This window comes from Cytobacillus sp. FSL R7-0680 (assembly GCF_038009245.1).
In the GTDB taxonomy this organism is placed as follows: Bacteria; Bacillota; Bacilli; order Bacillales; family Cytobacillaceae; genus Cytobacillus; species Cytobacillus kochii.
Genome location: NZ_JBBPAO010000001.1, coordinates 973,537 through 992,401, shown reverse-complemented (window position 1 = coordinate 992,401; position 18,865 = coordinate 973,537). Strand labels below are relative to the sequence as shown.

At 37.2% G+C, this 18,865-nt stretch carries 18 protein-coding genes; 2 read left to right on the top strand and 16 right to left on the bottom strand.

Annotation, left to right across the window (positions count from 1 at the left end; translation table 11 throughout):
- The first annotated feature begins 16 nt into the window (after window positions 1-16).
- Window positions 17-298, top strand: coding sequence for a phage holin family protein (locus tag MKY26_RS05095; RefSeq protein ID WP_095373446.1), 282 nt, complete (start codon window positions 17-19; stop codon window positions 296-298).
- Between the two features lie 214 nt (window positions 299-512).
- On the opposite strand, the gene MKY26_RS05090 is transcribed toward MKY26_RS05095, so the two are convergent.
- From MKY26_RS05090 to MKY26_RS05025, 14 genes are all read right to left on the bottom strand, one after another.
- Window positions 513-1,715 (bottom strand): NAD(P)-dependent malic enzyme, encoded by a 1,203-nt coding sequence (locus tag MKY26_RS05090; RefSeq protein ID WP_341092356.1) that lies wholly within the window; start codon window positions 1,713-1,715, stop codon window positions 513-515.
- Between the two features lie 147 nt (window positions 1,716-1,862).
- On the bottom strand, window positions 1,863-2,822 hold the full coding sequence (locus tag MKY26_RS05085) for a VOC family protein (RefSeq protein ID WP_341092354.1): 960 nt from the start codon (window positions 2,820-2,822) through the stop codon (window positions 1,863-1,865).
- Between the two features lie 18 nt (window positions 2,823-2,840).
- The gene (locus MKY26_RS05080) at window positions 2,841-3,626 is read right to left on the bottom strand and encodes an SDR family NAD(P)-dependent oxidoreductase (protein WP_095373449.1); all 786 of its coding nucleotides are present in this window, start codon (window positions 3,624-3,626) and stop codon (window positions 2,841-2,843) included.
- Window positions 3,627-3,659: 33 nt separating this feature from the next.
- Window positions 3,660-4,169 carry an aromatic-ring-hydroxylating dioxygenase subunit beta gene (locus MKY26_RS05075; protein WP_095373450.1) on the bottom strand — a complete coding sequence of 170 codons (510 nt, stop codon included), beginning with the start codon at window positions 4,167-4,169 and terminating at the stop codon, window positions 3,660-3,662.
- Window positions 4,170-4,197: 28 nt separating this feature from the next.
- On the bottom strand, window positions 4,198-5,499 hold the full coding sequence (locus tag MKY26_RS05070) for an aromatic ring-hydroxylating dioxygenase subunit alpha (RefSeq protein ID WP_095373451.1): 1,302 nt from the start codon (window positions 5,497-5,499) through the stop codon (window positions 4,198-4,200).
- A gap of 59 nt (window positions 5,500-5,558) precedes the next feature.
- The gene (locus MKY26_RS05065; protein WP_095373452.1) at window positions 5,559-6,341 is read right to left on the bottom strand and encodes an aspartate dehydrogenase; all 783 of its coding nucleotides are present in this window, start codon (window positions 6,339-6,341) and stop codon (window positions 5,559-5,561) included.
- Between the two features lie 16 nt (window positions 6,342-6,357).
- Entirely contained in the window at window positions 6,358-7,803 is a 1,446-nt protein-coding gene (locus MKY26_RS05060; RefSeq protein ID WP_307314250.1) for an aldehyde dehydrogenase family protein, read from the bottom strand.
- A gap of 29 nt (window positions 7,804-7,832) precedes the next feature.
- Window positions 7,833-9,554, bottom strand: a complete 1,722-nt coding sequence (locus MKY26_RS05055) for a thiamine pyrophosphate-binding protein (RefSeq protein ID WP_341092340.1) — start codon at window positions 9,552-9,554, stop codon at window positions 7,833-7,835.
- Window positions 9,555-9,580: 26 nt separating this feature from the next.
- Window positions 9,581-10,372, bottom strand: coding sequence for an SDR family oxidoreductase (locus tag MKY26_RS05050; RefSeq protein WP_307314253.1), 792 nt, complete (start codon window positions 10,370-10,372; stop codon window positions 9,581-9,583).
- A gap of 27 nt (window positions 10,373-10,399) precedes the next feature.
- Window positions 10,400-11,314, bottom strand: a complete 915-nt coding sequence (locus tag MKY26_RS05045; protein WP_307314255.1) for a VOC family protein — start codon at window positions 11,312-11,314, stop codon at window positions 10,400-10,402.
- 137 nt (window positions 11,315-11,451) lie between these two features.
- Window positions 11,452-11,979 carry a cupin domain-containing protein gene (locus MKY26_RS05040; protein WP_095373457.1) on the bottom strand — a complete coding sequence of 176 codons (528 nt, stop codon included), beginning with the start codon at window positions 11,977-11,979 and terminating at the stop codon, window positions 11,452-11,454.
- A gap of 132 nt (window positions 11,980-12,111) precedes the next feature.
- Window positions 12,112-13,383, bottom strand: a complete 1,272-nt coding sequence (locus tag MKY26_RS05035) for an MFS transporter (protein ID WP_095373458.1) — start codon at window positions 13,381-13,383, stop codon at window positions 12,112-12,114.
- A 633-nt stretch (window positions 13,384-14,016) separates the two neighbouring features.
- Complete coding sequence (locus MKY26_RS05030; RefSeq protein ID WP_095373459.1) at window positions 14,017-14,793, bottom strand: IclR family transcriptional regulator; 777 nt, start codon at window positions 14,791-14,793, stop codon at window positions 14,017-14,019.
- 83 nt (window positions 14,794-14,876) lie between these two features.
- On the bottom strand, window positions 14,877-15,680 hold the full coding sequence (locus MKY26_RS05025; RefSeq protein ID WP_341055347.1) for an alpha/beta fold hydrolase: 804 nt from the start codon (window positions 15,678-15,680) through the stop codon (window positions 14,877-14,879).
- Between the two features lie 193 nt (window positions 15,681-15,873).
- On the opposite strand from MKY26_RS05025, the gene MKY26_RS05020 reads away from it, so the two are divergent.
- Window positions 15,874-16,332: a DUF2188 domain-containing protein gene (locus tag MKY26_RS05020; RefSeq protein WP_307314263.1), complete on the top strand. Its 459-nt coding sequence runs from the start codon at window positions 15,874-15,876 to the stop codon at window positions 16,330-16,332.
- Between the two features lie 130 nt (window positions 16,333-16,462).
- Here the strand turns inward: MKY26_RS05020 and MKY26_RS05015 are convergent, their stop codons facing one another.
- Entirely contained in the window at window positions 16,463-17,203 is a 741-nt protein-coding gene (locus MKY26_RS05015) for an SDR family NAD(P)-dependent oxidoreductase (RefSeq protein ID WP_095373462.1), read from the bottom strand.
- 32 nt (window positions 17,204-17,235) lie between these two features.
- Window positions 17,236-18,846 (bottom strand): AMP-binding protein, encoded by a 1,611-nt coding sequence (locus MKY26_RS05010; RefSeq protein ID WP_233435261.1) that lies wholly within the window; start codon window positions 18,844-18,846, stop codon window positions 17,236-17,238.
- Window positions 18,847-18,865: the final 19 nt, after the last annotated feature.

Here is an 18,865-nt window from a genome sequence, read left to right as displayed (position 1 = left end):
ATAAGGAGGTGGTGACATGAACCTTGTGCAATTTTTGAACCAAAATTATTTTGTATTAATACCGGCGCTTTGGCTCATTGGACATGCACTCAAACAGACCCCTATTATCCCTGATTGGACAATCATTTGGATTTTGTTTATTTGTTCTATCGGTATTGGGAGCATCGGATATGGTTTTTCATTAGAGGCGATTGTTAACGGTATTATTGCAGCAGGGATCGCTGTTTTTGGTCATCAGGTTTTGAAACAAACAAAGGAAGGGATAGTGATAAATAAAAAAACAGATAATGAGGGCTGATATTTGAGGAGGTATGGTGTTCGTGAGAGTAAAGGCTACCGGCATGTTCGGTAGCTTTTATCTTTTTTCTAATTGAACATAAAAAAGACCACAAGTTTAAATGGCTTGTGGCCAAAGTAGATCAAAAGATCTAATAGGGAGGAGATCTTACACAATTATAGTATGTCCACATCTTTATTTTGTTTGGACAAACATCCCCGGCGAATTCATTATTTTATATAAAAATTGGTTCTCTATATGCATTTCTAGTGACACCAGTAGAAATGGCTGCTTCACTAACTGCTTTTGCCACATTATGTGCTACATTGATATCAAATGGATCTGGGATAATATAGTCTCTAGTAAGTTTTTCTTCATTAATCATGCCTGCTATTGCATAAGCAGCCGCAATCTTCATTTCCTCATTAATCACTTTGGCTCCTACATCTAATGCACCTCTAAAAATTCCTGGAAAAGCTAATACATTGTTCACTTGATTAGGAAAGTCAGAGCGGCCGGTACCAATGATGGCTGCTCCAGCATCTTTGGCTTCCTTTGGCATAATTTCTGGACTAGGATTAGCCATCGCAAAAATTATCGCATCACGATTCATTGTTTGTACCATTTCTTGAGATAATACACCTGCTGCAGAGACTCCAATAAACACGTCCGCCCCATTCATTGCCTCTTTTAACGTACCCGATAGAGACTTACTGTTTGTTATTTTGGATACCTCTTCTTTAATCGCGTTCATCCCTTCCTCTCTTCCGCTATAAATCATTCCTTTTGTATCACAAAGAATCATTTCGCTAACATTTAATTTTCTTAATAATTTAATAATTGAAATCCCCGCTGCACCTGCACCATTAACGACTACTTTTATTTCATCAAGCTTTTTCCCCACAACCTTCAAGCTGTTGATTAAACCAGCTACTGTTACAATTGCCGTACCGTGTTGATCGTCATGGAAGACAGGAATTCCGCATTCTTCAACTAATCTTTGTTCAATTTCAAAACATCTAGGTGCAGAAATATCTTCAAGGTTCACCCCTCCAAATGAGGGCTCTAATAATTTCACCGTACGGACAATCTCATCTACATCATTGGTCTGAAGACAGATCGGCACTGCATCGACATTGGCAAACTCTTTAAAAAGAATCGCCTTTCCCTCCATTACAGGTAAAGATGCCTGAGCACCTATGTTTCCAAGGCCTAAAACGGCACTACCGTCTGAAACGACTGCGACCATATTGCCTTTACTCGTATATTCATAGGCTGACTCTTCATGCTCAGCAATCTTTAAGCAAGGTTCAGCTACACCTGGAGAATACGCCAAACTTAAATCTTCTTTCGTTTTTACTGGCACCTTTGTGGTAATACTAAGTTTTCCCTTATGCAAACGATGAAGCGCTAGTGCTTTCTCCTTTAATTCCATCATATAATCCTCGCTTATTTTTTTATTTGAAAATTCAGATAATAAAGACATCAACTTTTGTCATGAGATCACCTGATAAGTATTTACTTAAAAAATTGAGAGAAGCAACCTTGTATACCTCTTCATTTACAAAGCGCTTCCCAATATAGTTTAATATTTTTCTAACAACTCAATGATGACTTTAAAAGTTGAAGTTGTGTCCATATAAGCATATCTGCCTTTTCCGTTATAAAAATTACCTCTTTGAATAACTGGATAGCCCATTTCTTCTAAAAGTGTAATCTTTTCATCCATATCTTTTACTACAAAGGATATATGGTGAACACCTTCTCCATATGATTCTAAATGTGTCTTCCATGTGCTTGGCGCTTTTCCAGGCTCAATTAACTCAATTTCTAATAATGGTGTTCGAATGAACATATAGCGACTATCCGCATCCGTTGCTTCACCGTTATAAACAACTTTTGTTATGTCACTATGACCTGATTGAATCACTGCTGGTTTTTTCACACCTAGTAATTGGCAAAACTTATCTGCTGCTCTATCTAAATCTTTTACCACAATGGCAAGTTGTTCCACAACATTTGTACCTAAAAGTGGCTTTTCTTCTCCCGCTTTGTATGTAGTATCCCTAGGTTCTGCACTTTCTAATAATTCAATCAAAGTTTTCGTTTCATTCGCTGTATCAAGATAAATGTACCTTCCATCACTTGATGTAAACTCACCTGATTGAAGAAGCGGATAACCATTTTTTTCTAGGTTCGGCAAATGATTTTGAATCTTATCAACATCAACGGCAATATGGTGGATTCCTTCTCCTGTTTCATTGAGAAATTCGCGCATTGTTCCCGGCTCCATATTAGGTTCTATGAGTTCAAATTGAACAGTCGGTGTATTTAGGAATGCTAGTTTACTTTGTGAAGCGGTCGACTTTCCTTTATATATTACTTTAGAGACTTCCTCATCACCTGTTAAGAACCAGCCAGGATTAGGTATACCTAACAGTTTTGAAAAATCAGCCGAGGCTTTTTCAATATCATTGACAACAAATGCTAATTGATTGACCTCTGTACTACCAAGAAGTGGCTGTATTTTCGTATTTGATGCCATAATCATTTATCTCCTTTCTTAACTAAGACCTCTGATGGCTAGGCCGCCATCACTCGAAATGACTTCGCCAGTAATGGCGCGTGATTTACTCGAAGCTAATAATAAATATGGACCAACATGATCATCAGCATTCATTGCGATTCTTAATGGATTTCTCGTTTTTATGCTTTTCGCTTTCGTATCATTGTCGATTTCTTTCACAAATGGTTTTAAAGGTGGGATGACATTAAGTGCTGTTAATGTCCCACCAGGGGCAACTGCATTCACTCTTACGTCTGGGGCAACCTCAAAAGCTAATTGTCTCATTAAACCAATTTGCGCATGTTTACTAGCGGTGTACCATACTCCACCACCATCAGGGTAAAATCCTGCACCTGAAACGGTGAAAATGATATTACCTTTTGTCTTTTGCAATTCGTGAAGGGAAGCTTTCGCACCGTTGAAATATCCTTTAACATTAATGTTCATTAATAAATCATAAGCATCATTCATTGCTTCAGCAGTCACATTTTCGAATTTTGCAAATCCATCGAATACCCCTGCATTAGCAATAAAGACATCTAGTCCCCCAAATTTTTCAACCGCTTGATATACCGCTTTTTCGTGGTCTTCAAAAATAGTGACATCTCCTTCTATACAAATCACCTGCTCACCATATTGTGCCTTGATAGCAGCTAATCCGTCTTTTGAGCGATCAAGAATCGTCACATTTGCTCCTTCATTCAGAAATGAATCCACCACAGCTCTCCCAATACCTGATGCCCCACCAGTTACATAAAGCGAGCGACCACTAAACTCTGCCATTCTAGTTGTCCTCCTCTCTTCCTTGTGAATAAATTAAATAAAGATTGCTAGATTTCGAGTATTAATTGTTGTTTGATCCACGATAAATACCCGTTTCGATAGCTTCCATTTGCCGTTCTCGAACTTGAATTCATCACGACGCTCTCCTGAAATAATATCGTGATGGATATCTGTACTTCTACTTCTATAAAGAAGTAAATAACTATTCACTGACGCAAATTCTTCCTCTTTATAATCTTCCAGTTTTACATTACTGACAAAACGTCGAGTTCGAGAAGGTGGAATTTCCGCCCAAGCATAATCTGTTTTTAAACGATCCACTCTGAGTTTTAGCAAGTCAATATCATCATCAAAACAAAACATATCTGTCGTATAATCAGGTCGCTCTGTTCCTTCCTTATTTATACGGACTGGCATCTGATACTTCAAATCTTGATGCATCAAACTGAACCAGCCATCAAAATCGATATCATCCAATAATTGTGCTTCTTTATATAGCCATTGTTCAAATTCATAATTTGCAAGCATTTTTTCCATACTCATTTCATCTATCTCCTTCCTTCAAGAAAATTTAGCTATTCATTAGCTCCAACCAGTATTTATAAAAATTTCTTTGGTTCGCTTCAGAGAATTTATCATCATAAGCAACTCCAGGACCGATAAAGTCTACTGGTTTTCTATGCAGTCCCATTGTGTAGTTATAAGTTAAATTTTTCATTACTGGCATAGGGCCTTTTGCTGCGGCAGTAATGTCAGTAAATACTTCCGTATCGTCTTGTTCAAAAATGCCTGATGGGCTGAATGTAAGGACAAAGGATTCACGTGAACGTCTCTTCCAATCTTCAGGTGCATTTTTTTCTACTAAAAACCAAGCAATCACTTCCATTTTGTCGTGATCGATTGGTCGCCATAACCTAACAGTGGTATTGGAAATCAATTGCCCTTTTACTTTCGTATGAGAAATTAAGAAAGATAGATGTGGAAAGATGTTCCCGATCATATTCTTCAAGTTACTTAATACTTCAAACTGTTCTGACGATAAATTCGATTTATATTCTTCTATTAATTCTTCTGGAAAAGCAAAATCAGGATTTGGTGTACCAAGATTTAGTCCATGGCCATTTTCACTATGAATTTGATAACCCATTTTGGAATACGTTGCAGAGGGTACCATTCCTAATTTAGCAATTGAACCATGTGTCACCATTGTATGATAGGAGTCACCAACAAAATTATCAGCACCAATCTTCCAATTCGAATGAATCACGAAACGTTGCGGAGCACCGAGAACTTCCATTTCAGCTCGACCTACTAATATATCAAGATACCATTTAAAATCTCCTAAAAAATCATCTAATGATTCTGCCTCATCATTCCAAGTACCAAATAACAATCCTTTATAGGATTCAATTCGTACTTCTGTTAAACCCATAGTAGATTTATCTAGCTCTTCACCATAGATGTTTTTTTGTAGTGGAACACCAATTAAATCACCATTGTTTTTAAAGTTAAATCCATGATATGGACAAACAAAAGCAGATTTATTCCCTTTGTCTGCACGACACAACTTCATACCACGATGCGTACACATATTGTAAAATGCCTTGATGCTGCTATCTGCATTTCTAGATACAATAATTGAATATCCGGCTAAATCTCTCAGCATATAATCATTTTTATTAGGTATTTCTGATTCATGACCAATAAATATCCATGTTTTCATAAAGACTTTTTTATGTTCAAGATCATAAACTTTGGGATCAGCCAACACGTAGGCAGGTATTTCTCCTACTTCCGGTTTGACCGTATCATTCAAATGTTCCAATAATTCCGATTTTGTCATATCCTCTATGTCTTTTGCCGTTTTAATCATAATAATCCCCCTTCTTACCAATTGATTCATCGATGTCACAAAGATTATTGTACTAATTCTTACCCCACTTTGATAGATTGATCCTTATGTTTCAATGTTGAGAGAACACTTAAAGCTGCTAAGTAACTTGTCTTTGGGTTGTTTGGCATCGGATCATTTTCAACCACTAGTTTCACTTTTCCAAACGCCCCTTTAGCTGTAATCTCATGACTATTTTTCGTTGCTTTTGGATCAGCAATAATCTTCACTTTTGTCTCTTTTGAACCAAGTCCAGCTAATGATAGAATAATTGATACGTTAATATTCTTAGGAAACTGTTTAATCGCTTCATAGGCATTACCTTCAAATAAGACTGTTTTATTCTCGAGAGTAACACCGTTTAAGGCATGCGGTGGCTTCGTTGTTGTTAACGATACTTCTTGTAAAGCACCAATAGCCTTAGCAGCTTTTAATATATCCAAGCCTCCTACTGCACCTGAAGGTAAATGAATCGTTGTCCCTTGTTCTTTACAAATCGTTTCTAATTGGAGAAAATAGTCGTTATCAGAAAATGCGCCAACACTGCTCACAACAAGATCTTTACCATGTGTGAGAACCGATGTGGCATGAGCCCGAACAACGTCTACAGTAGCTGCTTCAACTATCACATCTATATCTGAAGCAATCAGTTCATCGATTGATTGGTAGCTTCGCAAATCATACTCTTCAGCCAGCTCATTTGCTTTCTCTTGATTTCTTGTATACAATCCAACGAATTGTGCGCCATCTACCAATTTATCGCTATTGATAGATTGTAGCAAAAATTTTCCGATATTTCCTCCACCTATTAATCCCAGCTTCATTTTTTAACCCTACTTTCTAATTCGCGAATCCATAAGTGTCTGCAAAAAATTCCAAGCTACAGTGTCTCGTTTCGCGTGAAATACCACTTTCTTTTAAACCAGGAAAATCTAAATGAAGGTCCTGGAATACAGTATGGTTATTGATAAATACAGCACCGGCTTCTAATTGATCAGCAAACGCAATCGCTTTCTTTTCATTTTCTGTCCAAACAGACGCACGTAAACCAAAATGGCTATCGTTTGCAAGCTTTAATGCTTCTTCATTTGTCTTAAATGAGAGAATCGGAATTACTGGTCCAAATTGTTCCGCTTGAACAATTTCGCTATTTTGATTAACACCAGTAATAATAGTAGGTTCAATAAAGTATCCATCATTCCAACCTTCTGGATCAATTTTGATTCCACCTGTAAGGACTTCTGCCCCTCCATCTTTCGCTCTCGAAATTAACCCTTTCACATATTCATATTGTGATTGATTATTTAACGGTCCCATCTCTACATCTGGTTGAATCCCACTACCAATCCGAATATATTGGAACTTTTTCCTTAATTTTTCCACAAGCTCTTCATAACGAGATTCATGCACATATACCCTTTTAACTGCTGAGCATACTTGACCAGCTGCTCGTAAGATACCAAATCTTAACTTAGTTATTAATTCATCATCGAGTTTCGCATCTTCCAAGATGATGGCTGCATCATTCCCGCCTAATTCCATGAAGATGTTTTTCACATTGCTAGCTGACGCTTTCATAATTTCTTTACCCGTTTCCGTACTACCAACAAAGGCAACTGTTCGTACACTAGAATCTTTGCAAAGTGCATCTCCTATTACTGAACCTGACCCTGTTACAACATTCAATACACCATTTGGAAAGTATGAAGCGACTTTTTCTAGAAATGTCATAATTGTTAGCGGACAACTTGTAGCTGGTTTAACGATGACTGTATTACCTGTTAAGATAGCAGGAATAACACGCTTAAATGTTAAAATCATCGGTGAATTCCATGGAGAGATTACCGCAGTTACCCCTCTCGGCCTTCTACGAATTTGCACTTTTTGTTTTCCATCTAATGACTCTGGTTGCCACCAAGTTAATAATTCATCGGACGCTTCTCTCATAATGTCGACACATCGAAGTAAATCTTTCTTTGCTTCAACTAATATTTTACCATTTTCCCTTACGAGTAAATTCACATTCTCTTCAACGATTTTTTCAATCGCTCCTGCTGCTACCTTCATTTTTTCTGCGCGTTCGTGAATATCTGATTGAGACCAAGATTCGAATGCCGTCACTGCTGATGTTATCGCTTTATCTACATGCTCCTTTGTACAAAGGGCAACTTCTCCAACTACTTCTTGCGTATTTGCTGGATTAATGACTTCTTTTTTATTTTCCGCTTCCAACCATTTACCATCAATTAAAAATTTTCCTGAAACTTTAGGATATGTTGAAATCATTATGCTTCCTCCTTTACTCAGATGTTTACTTATAACTTCTTCGGTTTAAACGCATCAGCAGCACCAGGAGGTCCCTCAAAAGGTTTAGCCATTGGCCCTACAGCTTCCATATCTACAACGATGATTGTCGGATTAACACTTTTTGCCGCTTTATTTATTTCTACGGCAAATTCATCACTTGAATGAATTCGTACCGCATCAAATCCCATAGACTCTCCCAATTGCACAAAATCAGGACTTAGTAGATCAACAGCTACTTGACGACCGTATGCATTTTGTTGGATATTACGAAGAACGCCATAACCAGCATCATCAAATAAGATAACAATAAGTGGGAGAGCCTCCTCGGCAGCAGTCGGCATTTCACCAACATTCACCATAAAGCCCCCATCACCAGCCATTAAAACCACTTTGCGATCCTTTGCAGCCATTTGAGCACCAATCGCTGTCGGTAACCCTTGACCTATTCCACCACCGGAAGCATGAATAGATGTTCTCGGTTCAAGAATCTCGAACAATCTGCTGCCCCATACATTAGCTTGTACTGTCACATCTCGTACGAGCACTGTATCTTTCGGTAATGCTGCTCTCATTTCGTCCATTATTTGTTCATATGGACCTAAAGTTGCTCGTAAATTTGCTCGTAATTTTTCTCGTAGTTGCTTTACTTCAGCCTTATACGATGGTTTATCTTGAACATCTTTTGTCTGTAATTGCGTGACAAAGTGATTTAAAATATCCTTCGCGTCTCCAACAAGTCCATAACTACAAGGGTAATTTCGATTTATTCCTTGCCAATCGGCATCAATTGCAATATGATTATTCGGCACTTCAACCTTCCAATTTGACGTTTCATTTCCTCTAAATCTCACACCGACACTAATTAACAAATCCGCATTCTTGAGCATTTCTTTCGTGTCTGGATAGGCAGCAAAATGACCAATACATTGAGGATGATCTTCAGGGATGCTTCCTTTTCCGGATTGGCTCGTAATAACAGCAGCTCCTAGCTGATTAGCCAATCTTGTTAACTCTTGGGATGCATTTGCTGAAATGACACCTCCACCAGCCCAAATCACAGGACGTTTCGCTTTAGCAACCAATGAGAGAATATCTTCAGGAATATATGTATTTGAGTTAACTTCCGGAGTTTTTACCGACCAGTCTTGTAAATGCAGGTCAGGAATAATCGCAGATTGATAATCAATGGGGATTTCTAACGAAACAGGACCAGCCGGCGCAGTTTGAGCAGTTACAACAGCCTGCCTTACCACTGCTTTTGCTTGATGTGGCACTCTTAAGCGCATCGCTTGTTTAGAACATCCTTCTAACATTGATAATTGATCTTTACATTCATGAATATAGCCACGGCCAGTACCTAAATAGGGGGATGCTACTTCACCAGTTAGATGCAGAAGTGGTACACCTGCTGCCCAAGCCTCAACAAGTGCGCCTGCTGCATTACCTGCGCCTGTTCCTGTACTTGTAATGACAACACCTAACTCTCCTGTAACACGTGCGTAGCCATCGGCCATATTTACCGCGCCACTTTCACCACGTGCACATACAAGATGGATGCTTCCTTCTCGTAAAATGGCATCATAAATCGGCATATTATGTATACTTACAATTCCAAATGCTGTCGTAACGCCCGCTTTAACAAGCTCTTGAACAATCGCATCAGCAACCGTAAAGTTCATCTCCGAGTTATCTGTTACACCCGCTGTCTCCATTTGCTTTGTTTCTGTCATAGTATCTTCCTACCTTTTTTGTGTATTTATAACGCCTTTCCTAATGCACCTGCTGTTTCAATAGTTGAGCCAGCGACATAGCTTGCATGTTTGGATGCTAAAAATAAAATCACACTAGCTACTTCTTCTGCTTCTCCAACACGACCAAGTGGTATATTTCTTTTCTTCGCTAAGTCTGCATAATAATTTTCTGGATCCATATCGGGGGCATTTTTCTTCCTTCTTCTCTCCCATTGATCCGTTCTAATTAAGCCAAGACTTACAGAATTCACAAGAATATTATCACTCGCCAGTTCTTGCGATAATGTTTTACTTAAATTAAGTAATCCTGCTCTTGTCGCAGCTGTTGCAATCATATGCCTTTCTGGTTCTTTCGCGAGCGTAGCATTTATATTTATTATTCGGCCGCCGCCACGCTTAACTAAGTAGGGATGAACAGCTTTTACAGCGTGGATGATAGCAAAATACTTTAATTGAATTTGTTGTTCCCATTGATCATCAGTAACATCAAAGAAATGTCCCATTACACTTTGCCCTGCTGCATTGACTAAAATATCAATACCTGAAAATTTTTCTGCCACACCTTTGACAAAACGCTGTACATCTTCTTTATTCGTTACATCACATGTTTCGGCAAAAATGCTATCAGCAGATGCTAAATCATTTAAATATTTCTCTGCCGTATTTTTTCTTGTTTCATCTCTACCACAAATAGCAACTTTAGCACCTTCAGCTAGGAACATCTCAGCCGTTTTCAATCCAACACCTGAAGTCCCCCCCATAATAATTGCTACTTTATTATTTAATCCTAAATCCATTACACTCTTCCTTTCTTAAGTCAGCCATTAAATCAAAGATTGTAATTTTGCCCAGCCTGGATCTGGTTTTCCCCCCATTGCTGCACGTGCTTCTTTGGATGGTGGCCCAGCAATCCCCCATTGATCCATTAAGTGTGGTACACGTTTCCATACTCTTGCTTTCCATTCTGCTTCATCCTCAATCGTTTCAAGATAACAAGTGTATTCCATAACAAAATTACCTGGGTCTTTGAAATAGCAAAAGATATTATCTCCTGGTCCGTGTCTACCTGGTCCCCATAGTTCATTCAATCCAGCTTTCCGCACATTAGCAATGCCACGCATGACCTCATCTACTGTATCAACTTCGTAAGCAATATGATTGACAGATGCATGACCCTCTTGATTAAAAGCAATGGAGTGATGTTTTCGATTACAACGTAAGAACACCATTTTATCTTCACTCCAGTCTGTCACTTTAAAGCCAAGAATATCTGTATAAAATTCTGTAATCATTTGTAAATCAGCGGTATTCATTACTACATGATTAAGTTTGACTGGATCTACATTTTTTTGATTCCAAATAGATGTATGAATTTCAACCCACGTCGATAATTCAATTACACGATTTTCTGGATCAGCAAAGCGGAGACCATAACCTTTACCTTCCTCATCTAAATAGCCCGGTGCTTGCACAATCGGTACGCCTTTTTCTTGTAAATATTCTGCAGCACGGTCAACTGCATGCTTATCCACCATGCCAAATGCGATATGATGAAGAGCACTTCTATCTCCACTGTGCAAGCTAAGAATATGATTCTCAGGTCCTGCTCCTCTGAAATAAACCGTTTGTTCATCCTCAGCCGTTTTGTCTAATCCCCAAACTTTTTCATAAAAGGCTGCTTGTTCTTCAATGTTCGGAGTAATAAGACTGATATGTCTTAAATGGGTAATACCAATCATCTTGAAACCTCCTCTATAAATAAAGCGAAAGTTCGTGGTAAATGTTTCGCTCGTTACAAATTATTGGTGAATATAGAATGTTAATAAAAATCGGTAAGGATAGACCATATGAGATTGGTCTTCCTTACCTCACTTAATTATTTATCTGCAATAATTGCTTCTCTTTCTTTCGCTCTTTGAAGACGAAGTTCTTCTAATTCGCTCCCTTTAACGTAAGTTGGCAAATTCGGTTTAACTGCACCAAGCATAACCAACATTAATGCTTCTTCGTCACCATCATTATGAATCCCACGATATACGCCAGGTGGGGAACTGATACAATCACGCTCGTTTAAACGAATTTCATGAACCTCATCACTATCTACTTCTTGAATCAACGCTTTTACACTTCCTTTAATAATGAAGAAAACTTCTTCAACATCATCATGTAAATGCAATGGTCCAATACAACCTGCAGGTAATACCATTGTGCTTAATGTAAAGTGCTCAGCTGCAATAACATTAGAATCAGCATTTGCAGTGGCTCCACGACCAATATATCTCATTTGTGCTCTTTTAAATCTTGGGTCAATTTCTTCTTGGAATTTAAGAACATTCCAATCTAATGAACGATCCTGTAATCTTGCTACATGCTTCTTTTCAAATTCTTTAACATCAAATGCCATTTTCAAAAACACTCCTTTATGTTTTATATTAGAAACACTGTTTCTCCTATAAATCAATTTTAAAATCTGTTAACAAAAAAGTCAACAAATTTTGAGAAAATTTTAAAAAGATAAATAGTTGGAATGAAACGATTAACCTACTATTGACTGGTTATTATGAACAACCCTTAACTCAGTTGATTCCCGCTTAAGAGTAAATAAATAAGCAACAAAACCTAAAGTGGAGGCAAAAATTAACACAATGATTGATGTCCCAAAGTCTCCGTTTGATAAATCTCGTAAATATCCCATAATATAACTGGCGAAACCACCCATAATATTAGTAAACCCCATCATACCTGCTGCTCTACCAGCGGTTTCAGGTGTAGAGAATTTCACAATAAATAAATTACTTAGATGGAAGACGCCACCTTGTGTACCCATAGCTAACCCCATGCAAATACCTGCAACTATCGCGTTAGGCGACATAATGCCACCACATAAAAAGATTGTTGTTAATGCAAATAAAATGGTCGCCATCAGGCTTGGGCGGTTTGTCTTATCTGATAAGTAACCACAAATAAGGACAAATCCTAAGGCAAATAACCAAGATAAGGATGTAATACTACTCATTGCTTCCCTAGAAAAACTCTTCGCTTCGATTAAATAAGTAGGTAACCATATACTAATACCAAAAAATAAGAAGGAAGACATCAGCATTCCAAACCATACAATCCAGTACCTATAGTCTTGAGCAAAATTTTTCGATCCATCTTTTTTATCAATCGGGTTTTTCTCACGTATATAGGCAAGCTCCTCATGTGTAATCCCTTTATGCTCTTCTGGTATATCTCTTGTAAGAAAATAAAAAAGTGGCAGTACAAGCAATAAATTAAAAGCAGCGAGTAGGAAAAATGCAGCTTGCCAATGGAGACTAGCAATGATAGCGGTTAGCATTAATGCACCAACAGCCGGCCCTAAATAGTTACCAGATAACCATGATGCTTGTGCTTTTCCTAATTCTTTATAATGGAACCAGTTAGCAATGAATTTTCCACATACAGGAATCATCATTCCCTCACCAAACCCAAGAACGATTCTTGACAAGATAAACATCTCATATGTAGTCGACAAGCCAGCGGTAATCATCGTAATGGTCCAAACAACCAAACCTAACATTGCTGTTTTTCTGGCACCTAGTTTATCAATAATTACACCCCAAAATAGGTTTGAAACCGCATAAGCAATTGTGAATATAAAAGTGATGAAACCAATCTTGGCATTTTCACCAGCAATCCCTAAGTCACTAAGAAAATCAGCATCTGTTTGAATAATAGAAATACCAAGCTTGTCAATTTGGCCAAAAAACCAAAAGAAGAATATCGGTACAGCAATATATAACCATCTTTTCTTTCCTGTTAACATTCTTTACCCTCCTATCATATGTGGAAAAAATCACTAATTAACAAAAATCACCTCCATATAAATTTCGATCCATTTAAAACTTTGTTTTTTATACAAAACAAAGTTTATATAATCTTAAAATTTTTAAAAAATTTTGTCAATACAGATTGTTATAAATTAAAACTATTTTCACTATACTTATAATAAAAATTGAACATCCCAACTGATTTCACTTATTTTAATAGTGAATACGTATTTTTTTAAAGAAGCCCAAAAAGATTCGAAATTTTAGTCACTTTATCAGGTGATTTCATATATTTTTTAGAATCTATTTAATTTAATGACCTTTTTTATTGTGAACTATTTATAAAAAGTGAGTCCCTGCCAATTAAAGGAACGACAAATGAAGAGGTTGATGATGAGAAGTAATATATTAATCTAGTAGATTAATTTGTAGAGTTATTACTATGAGAGCAACACTAGGGGAAAGATTGTACATATATAAAAAACAATTACTCTTTCATAACTAAAGAAAGATAAACTGGAAAGAAGTAAGTTTCATGTGAAAGAAAAAGGTAAATCCAATAAAAAAACCCGAATCAATTAGATTCGGGTACAACAATTGTTAATGAGTAGTTCGTGTCTTCTAGTGAATCAATTTCCAATAAGTCCGGATAATTGTTTGGATATATCAAGGATTTTCGGTAAAGCAACTTTTTCGATAAAATCATTCTGATATGTAACATCAGTGGCGACAATATTAATGGCTGCTACTACTTTTCCACTACGATCATATATTGGCGCCGCTACAGATTGAATTCCTTGATGGAATTCACCTAAAGAAATTGCATAACCGTTTTTCCTGATTGTTTCTAATTCTTCAAAGAACCCAGGTAAATCAGTTTGCGTTTTTTCTGTATACGGTTTTAAGTTAGATCCATACACTGTCTCACGTAGCTTCCCTTCTGGTTGCATAGCTAATAAAAGCTTGCCATTAGCTGTTGCATGTGCAGGCAATCTTAAACCGATATTTACATTTATGGCAGATACCCCGCGAACAGGTGCACTACCTATGTATACGACTTCATAATCATCTAATATCGATAAATGACATGACGCTCCAGTTGTATCACGGAGTGTATCCAAATAAGGCTGAATGATTTCAGGTAAGTTTAAACTATTCAAATAAGCAAACCCAAGCTCAAGCACTTTTGGTGTTAAGCTATAGCGCTTTGTATGTTCATCTTGATGTAAGTAACCTAACGTTTGCAATGTATAAAGTAAACGGTATGGTACTGTACGACTTACATTTAGTTCCTTCGCAATTTCAGCTAGAGACATCGTTGGACGTCCACCGTTGAATAATTTCAAGATTTCTAATCCTCTGACTAATGAATTGGCATTATATCTCTCTTTTTCACCGTTAGCCACTCCATCACCCCACTTTCCCAGTAAATGCTATATTACTATTTTAACAAAAAATCGATGAAAAAGATATTAAGAATCATTTTCATTTATATATTTACAGGATTTTGCAGAAATGTCCGAACGGCTTCATTAAAAGATGCTGGGTCCTCTTGATAGCAAAGATGGCCTGTATTAGGAATGATCACCAACTGTGATTCGGCAATCGCATGATGAAATATTTTTGCCTCTTCAACAGGAGTTGCCTTATCAAATTCACCACATAATATTAAAGTTGGCGTTGTTATGCTCCCATAAATGTCCGTGTGATCCAAGGAATATAATGAGTTAGCAACCGAAATATATCCTTTCGGTCGAACTTGCGCCATAATTCTTTCTGCTTCTTTCACAACCTCCAGATTTGCCTCTGGCGCTAACAATTCTCTTACTCTTTGTTTTGCTAGTTCTTCTCCTGTTAGATTTGTCACATTATAAACTCTTCTAGTTAACTTTTTCCTGTTCTCTTCTTCACTATTCCCAGCAGCCCCTCGTGTTGGATCAGCAATAATAAGTAATTCAACTCGATCTTTGAATCGATAGGTAAAATCTATAGCAATAGCAGAACCCATTGAATGACCAAGTAAGTAAAATTTTTGTAATTCTAGGGCATCGACAAATTGCTTTAGTATATCAGCAAATTGCCGGAAACTTGTAAACTCTTCCTCCGGATCACTACTATGACCATAACCTGGTGCATCCCAAACGAATACTTGAAAGTCTTTTGATAAATCATCCAATTGTTTTGTCCACGACTGAGAATTATTACCTAACCCGTGTAAAATAATAAGCGGCTTTCCCTCACCTTTCACTCTGTAATGAATCTTCATTTCTTTACTTACTCTTATGGTAGGCATTTTACTCCTCCTCTTCATTATGTTTCTATAACAAAACATTGTTTTAATTTTAAATAGATACCCATCATTTGTCAATCATTATTCTAAATTTTTAGATATTTCACTATTGTTATGTACTACTCTTACTTTTTTTTATGAGTAATCTTTATAAAACTAGGGTATGAATTTAATAATAAACTAGGAGGTGGAGAACATGCCCTGGCATACGACAGATTATCCAGATTCATTCAAAAACTTAGAAACAGCGATGAAGAAAAAAGCCATTGAAATAGCTAACAGTCTTATTCGTGATGGCTATAATGAAAGTCGTGCTATCCCAATTGCCATTGAACAAAGTAAAAAATGGTATAGCGATGCAACAACGAAAGAACGAAACCAAATGATTCAAGCAACTGACAGTGAGTTACAACCCGAAGGAAAAGGGGATAAAGAAAAGAGTAAACGAGTTCAAGAAGGACAACATGTACTACCACACGATGATGGTTGGGCAATTACAACTGATCATGGAAAAAAACCATCTGAGATCCTTCCTACGAAGGCAGAAGCAGTCAAAAGAGCAAAGGAAATCGCTCAAAATAAAAAAACACATCTTGTAATATATAAAAAAGATGGAACCATTGACGAGAAACATTCATATGATATAGATGAGTAACAATATATTACTGCCTATTCAAGCACAAACACAAACAAGCCGAATAAGGTTTCGGCTTGTTTGTATGCTCTTATACTTATTTTCTATCCTTAAGATCTTAGGAAAAAGGTTATCCTTTTTTTTAACTTGTTTAACACATTGTTAAACCGCCATTAACAGAAAGTGTTTGCCCGGTAATATAATCCGCTTCCTTCGAAGCAAAAAAAGCGACTGCACCAGCAATATCCTCTGGTTGGGCTAATTTTCGGAATGGAATGGCTTTCTCTAGTGCAGCAGCAATCCCTTTATTATAAGATCCTATCTCCTGGAAAAGTGGCGTATCGGCTGGACCTGGCGCAATGCAGTTCACATTAATCTGATATCTGGCCATTTCTCTTGCAATCGTCTTTGTAAATGCAATTACACCACCTTTAGCAGCAGAGTAAACTCCTTCTCCACTTGAACCTACTCTCCCAGAATCTGAAGCAATGTTGACTACCTTTCCTTTCCCATTTTCTATCATTAATGGCAGGATCATTTTACATGTGTGTACTTGACCCATTAAATTAATGTCTATTACCTTTCTCCAAGTATCGGGTTCACTTTGTAAAAATGGTTCAATTTTATCCCATCCCGCATTATTTACTAGTAAATCAATACTCCCATACTTCTGCTGCACTTCCTTTACTGATCGTTCTACACTTTCTAAACTCGTAACATCACAATGTACAGCAAACCCCTCTCCGCCTATTTCTTTCACAAGTTCAATAGTTTCTTTCGCATTATTTATATTGATATCACTGGCAACCACTTGATAATTATTTGCAACAGCTAAACAAATTGCTCTTCCCATCCCCCTACCGCCACCGGTAATATAGGCAATTTTACTCATTATTCAAACACTCCTTTTTACTTAAGTTACATTCAATTCTTTAGTAACGATTCTCTTAATTTAAACTTCTGGATTTTCCCACTTGCTGTTCGTGGAAATTCCTCTAGAAGGACAAAATGTTCGGGCCAATATTGTTTCGCTACCCCTTTTTCCAGTAAAAACTGTTGTAACATAGCTAAAGTAAGCGTAGTAGCCCCTTGTTTCAATTGAATAAATGCGCATGCTTTTTCTTGCAATCGTTCATCTGGCATTGCCACAACCTGCACATCATTGATCAACTCATACTCATATAGGACATTTTCAATATAAGATACGGGGATATTTTCCCCACCTCGAATAATAATATCTTTGTTTCTACCAGTAATTCTTAAATAACCATCCTCATCCAACACGCCTCTATCACCAGTAATAAACCAATCTCGATCGAATTCAGACTGCGTTTTCTCTATTTGTTTATAATAACCGCGAAATAAAGCCGGTCCACGGCAATAAATATTACCTTCTTCTCCCGCCTGGCAAGTCTCCCCTTCTTGATTGACAACCTTTACTTCCATGCCAGTGAAAGCAACACCATCTGTTTCTGTCAATTTTTGAATGGAATCAGTTCTCTTTGTTAAGGTAACTAACCCATTTTCTGTTTGCCCCCAACCGGCCAATATTTTGAATGATACAACCTTTTCTGCTTGCTTGACTAAGTTTCTCGGAATAGGGGCGCCTAAAGCAATAAAATACTTCAAACTACTAATATCTGCTGTGCTTTTTTTAGCCGCTGCGATTGTGTCTTTTAAAAAAGGTGTAGCTCCAGCCGTAAAAGTCACTTTCTCTGTTTCTATAAGCTTTAAGAATGAATCTGGATTCCAAGTATCTTGGTAGACGGCTGTACCACCATATTGTGTTGGTAACCTTACGCCGTATGCAAACCCAGTTTGATGGGCAAAAGTTGAAGCCATAAATAACACATCTTCATTCGTTAATTGCAAATGATCAATCCAATAATGGGAAGTAATACATAAAGTATTATGAGTATGCATGACACCTTTAGGAAGACCTGTTGTACCTGATGTAAAGATAATCTCAGTCACTTCATTAGGATCTATTTCTATATTTAGCTCATCTCTACGCTTTTGAAGTATGTCTATAGAAGTGACTATTGATGCAAACGATTTCATTTTTTCCGGTATTGGTAACGAATTTCCTACAACAACAATATTCTCAAGTTCCGGCCATTCGTTTAGACATTTTCCTACCATTTCAATATAATCATGGCCTCTAAAACAATCTGGAATAATTAATAATTTAGCCCCTGCCTCTTTAACCATATAAGTAAGTTCTCTTTCTCGGTAAATAGGTACAAGAGGGTTCGTAATCGCCCCAATTTTTGAAGCAGCATAATGTAGAATAACAAACTCATTCCAATTCGGAAGCTGAATAGAAATGACATCACCTTTTTTTATACCTAAGTCCAATAAACCTAGTGCGACGCGATCGACCATTGAACCTAACATTTTGTATGTGTATCGACTTTTACTATCGATAATCGCTGTTTTATTTGGTGTACGTGTGATTGCTTCATCTAAGTAATCAATCATCGTTTTATTGAGCCATTGTGAAGAATATGATGTTAATCCATCTAATTGTTCCACAATAAACACTCCTTCATCT

Bases quoted from the DNA above. Each gene is read 5' to 3' on its own strand.
- MKY26_RS05095 (WP_095373446.1), top strand. From the start codon at position 17: ATGAACCTTGTGCAATTTTTGAACCAAAATTATTTTGTATTAATACCG.
- MKY26_RS05090 (WP_341092356.1), bottom strand. From the start codon at position 1,715: ATGATGGAATTAAAGGAGAAAGCACTAGCGCTTCATCGTTTGCATAAG.
- MKY26_RS05085 (WP_341092354.1), bottom strand. From the start codon at position 2,822: ATGGCATCAAATACGAAAATACAGCCACTTCTTGGTAGTACAGAGGTC.
- MKY26_RS05080 (WP_095373449.1), bottom strand. From the start codon at position 3,626: ATGGCAGAGTTTAGTGGTCGCTCGCTTTATGTAACTGGTGGGGCATCA.
- MKY26_RS05075 (WP_095373450.1), bottom strand. From the start codon at position 4,169: ATGAGTATGGAAAAAATGCTTGCAAATTATGAATTTGAACAATGGCTA.
- MKY26_RS05070 (WP_095373451.1), bottom strand. From the start codon at position 5,499: ATGATTAAAACGGCAAAAGACATAGAGGATATGACAAAATCGGAATTA.
- MKY26_RS05065 (WP_095373452.1), bottom strand. From the start codon at position 6,341: ATGAAGCTGGGATTAATAGGTGGAGGAAATATCGGAAAATTTTTGCTA.
- MKY26_RS05060 (WP_307314250.1), bottom strand. From the start codon at position 7,803: ATGATTTCAACATATCCTAAAGTTTCAGGAAAATTTTTAATTGATGGT.
- MKY26_RS05055 (WP_341092340.1), bottom strand. From the start codon at position 9,554: ATGACAGAAACAAAGCAAATGGAGACAGCGGGTGTAACAGATAACTCG.
- MKY26_RS05050 (WP_307314253.1), bottom strand. From the start codon at position 10,372: ATGGATTTAGGATTAAATAATAAAGTAGCAATTATTATGGGGGGGACT.
- MKY26_RS05045 (WP_307314255.1), bottom strand. From the start codon at position 11,314: ATGATTGGTATTACCCATTTAAGACATATCAGTCTTATTACTCCGAAC.
- MKY26_RS05040 (WP_095373457.1), bottom strand. From the start codon at position 11,979: ATGGCATTTGATGTTAAAGAATTTGAAAAGAAGCATGTAGCAAGATTA.
- MKY26_RS05035 (WP_095373458.1), bottom strand. From the start codon at position 13,383: ATGTTAACAGGAAAGAAAAGATGGTTATATATTGCTGTACCGATATTC.
- MKY26_RS05025 (WP_341055347.1), bottom strand. From the start codon at position 15,680: ATGCCTACCATAAGAGTAAGTAAAGAAATGAAGATTCATTACAGAGTG.
- MKY26_RS05020 (WP_307314263.1), top strand. From the start codon at position 15,874: ATGCCCTGGCATACGACAGATTATCCAGATTCATTCAAAAACTTAGAA.
- MKY26_RS05015 (WP_095373462.1), bottom strand. From the start codon at position 17,203: ATGAGTAAAATTGCCTATATTACCGGTGGCGGTAGGGGGATGGGAAGA.